General features: G+C 44.4%; 2 protein-coding genes. Both read left to right on the plus strand.

Annotated elements, in window-relative coordinates; all coding sequences use genetic code 11:
• Positions 1-44 precede the first annotated feature (44 nt).
• On the plus strand, positions 45-2,195 hold the full coding sequence (locus tag VIN08_RS19560) for an ATP-binding protein (protein ID WP_331968541.1): 2,151 nt from the start codon (positions 45-47) through the stop codon (positions 2,193-2,195).
• 173 nt (positions 2,196-2,368) lie between these two features.
• The coding region (locus VIN08_RS19565) for a ligand-binding sensor domain-containing protein (RefSeq protein WP_331968544.1) at positions 2,369-3,951 on the plus strand (1,583 nt) is incomplete at its 3' end.

Raw genomic sequence — 3,951 nt, forward strand, 5'->3', positions numbered from 1 at the left:
CGTTTACCAGTCGTAAACTTTGTTGGCAGTATTTTACTGTGTGTATGAGAAGTAAGCTTAAAAAAAGACAAGCTACCATCATCTTATTGATCGTTGCAACGGTGGTGCTCAACCTGGCCGGTGAGCAGATTACGAGCCGCGAGTTCAGCGATTTCAATAATCATAATCTTATACTCTTGCGCGATCTGCACTATCGCGACAAGATCAACGACTTGCGCAATGATATACTCCTCATCGAATCGCGCGTGCGCGGACTGGTTGTTACCGATAAAGAAGAATTTATCAGCAATGTAGAAGCGGAGTTTGACCGCGCATATGCCGACCTGAACCTTGTGCTCGAAGAAACCGGGAAACAAAATGAACTGGTTGATCTTGCCGATAGCCTCAACCACATGATCCGACATAAAATTCAATTCAACCGTCAGATCATTGATGTATACTATCAGCGAGGCAAGGAACAGGCCGAAGACCTTATTGCTACAGCGTATGGAAAGAAACTGCGTGAGAACATTTTTACGGTTACAGCCGAGCTGGATTCTTTCAAACACAACGAGATTATACAACTGGAAAAAGAAGTAGAGCAGAAGGGTAAACGTGCTGCGCTGCTAAGTGGTATACTTCCGCTTTTTAGTGCTACCATTTTTTGTATACTCGGTTATCTGCTCATGCAGAATATGCGCCGGCAGGATATGCTCTACGAACAATCCGAGTCGGTGCATGATAAAGAACGATCGGCCTATATGGTGCGCGAGCAATTCATTTCCAACATCAGTCATGAGATACGCACACCACTTAATTCGGTTATTGGCTATTCGGGGCTGTTGCAGAAAACAACGCTTAACGAATCGCAGCAGAAATTTGTGCATGCCATACAAACCTCGGGCGAAAGTCTGCTCCATATAATTAATGAACTGCTCGACCTGGGCAAGATGCAGGAAGGATTGCTCGTGATCAAGAAGAGTAATTTTATACTATCAGAATTGGTAGACCAGGTGGCGCTCATGTTCCAGGAGGCGTTCAAGGTAAAGAACATTCAGTTTCAGGTATATATCGATCCGGCTATACCGGCCGAATTGGTAGGCGATGCTGTGAAGCTCCGGCAGATATTGGTAAACCTGATTAACAACGCACTGAAATTTACCGAAGCCGGAACAGTAGACGTAGAAGTAAAACAAAAAGTATCGAATGACAGTCAGCTGAAACTACAGATATATATACGCGACACCGGTATAGGTATAGCGAAGGAACACTTGCCTCACATCTTTGAGCGTTTTTACCAGGTTGATGCCAATGCCGACCGCAGATATAGTGGTACCGGTCTGGGCCTGGCTATCATTTATCAACTGGTAGAATTGATGGGTGGCAAAATTCATGTAACCAGCGAGCTGGGTAAAGGAACGGCTTTTACTATTGAGCTTCCTTTTGAAATGGCAGAGAAACCTTGGCATGAGATAAAGAGCCTGCACATTAAAGCTCCTGACAGCCGGAAGAAAAAAGTATTGGTGATCGATGACAATGCGTTGAACCGCGACCTGACAATGCATATACTCACAAGCTGGAATTTTGATGTGAGCGTAGTGGAGAGTGGTGATCGAGCGATCGAGCTACTGCACCGCGAAAGCTTTGACCTGATATTGATGGATGTGCAGATGCCGGGAATGGATGGCTACCAGACAACGGCTACCATCCGGAATACTTTGAAAAGTGATGTTCCCATTATAGCGCTTACAGCACATTCCAATAAAACAGAACGCGCAAAATGCCTTAATGCCGGTATGAATGAGTATGTATCCAAACCGTTTGATGAGCTGGAGCTTTTCAGTATGATCACGCGGCTGCTCTCTATACAGGCCGATACTCTTAAATATATAAACCTCGATTACCTGCGCAATTTGTCTAAAGGCAATAAAGAGTTTGAACGAAGAATACTACGAAGGTTTGTAGAAGAAACTCCGGCTCACCTTGATAAACTTGAAACAGCCATTCGGACGCAGGATACACTGGAGATACGAAAGATTATTCACGATCTGAAAGCGAATGTATCTATTGTAGGATTGAGCAATCGCGTGGATGGCGAGTTTGAAAAGATAAACAACCTGAACGAAGACTATAAACGGGAAGAAGCCTTCCGGTCGTTTCATATTGTAAAGGATACACTTATTCACAGCATCTCCGAGATCAACCTTATCCGTTAGGCAATCCGGCCCTTAGCCCATACGTTGTAAGATGGAAAAAACAGACTATATATAGTGGTTTCACCCTGTGGCGGAGCTATACATTTTTTGACGATTGTAAAAAAGATTCTATAAATCCATACTTGTCTGTGAGGTGGGTGTAGAAAATTGCATCTTTTACTTTAACTTGAGAGATGGAACGCGATCCTGCAAAGGACGAAGAATTTACCCTCTCAATTCATGGTTTTATGTTGCATTTGGTAAGAAAGGTGCTTGTAATCCTGCTTTGCGTAAATGCCGTATATGGCCAGAAGAATGTGCGCCTGGAAAGAATTTCGGTGCGCGAAGGATTGTCGCAGGCCGATGTACGTTGCATGATGCAAGATGACTTCGGCTTTCTCTGGATCGGCACGCGCGATGGCCTTAATAAATACGATGGGCACGAGTTCCGAAAATATCTCAAAGACAAGAACGATTCAACTTCGCTGCACTTCAGCCAGATACATGACCTTGAACGAGACTCTGTCGGCAACTTTTGGATTGGTGCCTCCAGTGGTATAAGTTATTACGATTATAAGACCGATGATTTCAGCAATTACTTTTTGAATCACAACCAGGAAGCTTCCACCGAGGTTAACGATATATTTATTCAGAACGATAATACGCTGGTCCTTTCCACTAATCGCGGACTGCATACTTTTAATACCGAGAAGAAAAGTTTTAGCACCAACCCGGTGTATAGCAGATTTTCAGATCACCACATTACGCAGTTTCATACCTCGGAGAAATTCGGTACCTGGGTTGCCACGCACCAGGGGCTATATATTAAGCATGATAACAGTCCGCACTGGGTGCAATTCCTGAACGAGCATCGCGTAGAGCACATCAACTTTGATAACGACAAGGTATATATATCCACTTCCGGTGGATTGTTTCGCTATGTATTAAGCAGCAGAACAGTTTCGCAGGTTCCATTACCCGTAAGCAACCAGGAAGTAATGCAATCGCTGCGCACCCGTAATGGAGAGTTGTGGGTGGCCAGTAACCAGGTGGTTGTATTGGATCGTGACGATAAAACGGTAAAGTATATACTATCGCACGAACGCGACAATGGTTTTAGTCTTTCCGAAGATAAAGCGCAGTTACTATACCAGACACGTGACCATGTGATATGGATTGGTACGTTTGGTTACGGACTTAACAAGTATAACCCGGATGTGAGCGCATTCTCCTATCTCGGGGAGCAGTCTCCATTGCCGTTATCCACCAACTATATCTCCACTATTTTTACCCATGACGACTCCACATTGTTCATAGGAACATCGCGTGGACTAAATCTTGTGGATATGCGGAGGGGCGTAGTGAACACTTTCTTCTCCGACAAGGAGGTGAACCTGGTGTATAAGATCAAGGCCGATGCACGAGGTGATATATGGGTATCTACAGCAGCGGGGTTTTATAATTATCGTGATAGCAGATTTATACCGATGGCGTTTAATCCCGGCCCGATGTACGACATTACCGATTGGGACGAACAAACTATCGCACTGGCTACACGCATGCAGGGTATATATCTGTTCAACAAAGCGACACATGTACCGGAGTTATTAATACCGGCTTCTCAATTACCGGATGTAGTGTTTGCTATACAGGTAACAAAAAACAATCTGTGGGTTGCCGGTAAAGACGGGCTGCGTGTTTTTACAAGGGATGGTAGATTACAGAAACACTTTAGAAGCCGATCGGGGGAAGTACATGGATTGCCGGTTGATAATGT

The organism is Ohtaekwangia sp., assembly GCF_036568665.1.
In the GTDB taxonomy this organism is placed as follows: domain Bacteria; phylum Bacteroidota; class Bacteroidia; order Cytophagales; family Cyclobacteriaceae; genus Ohtaekwangia.

What these genes read in the sequence shown, in the direction of transcription:
- VIN08_RS19560 (WP_331968541.1), top strand. Translation starts at nt 45, where the DNA reads ATGAGAAGTAAGCTTAAAAAAAGACAAGCTACCATCATCTTATTGATC.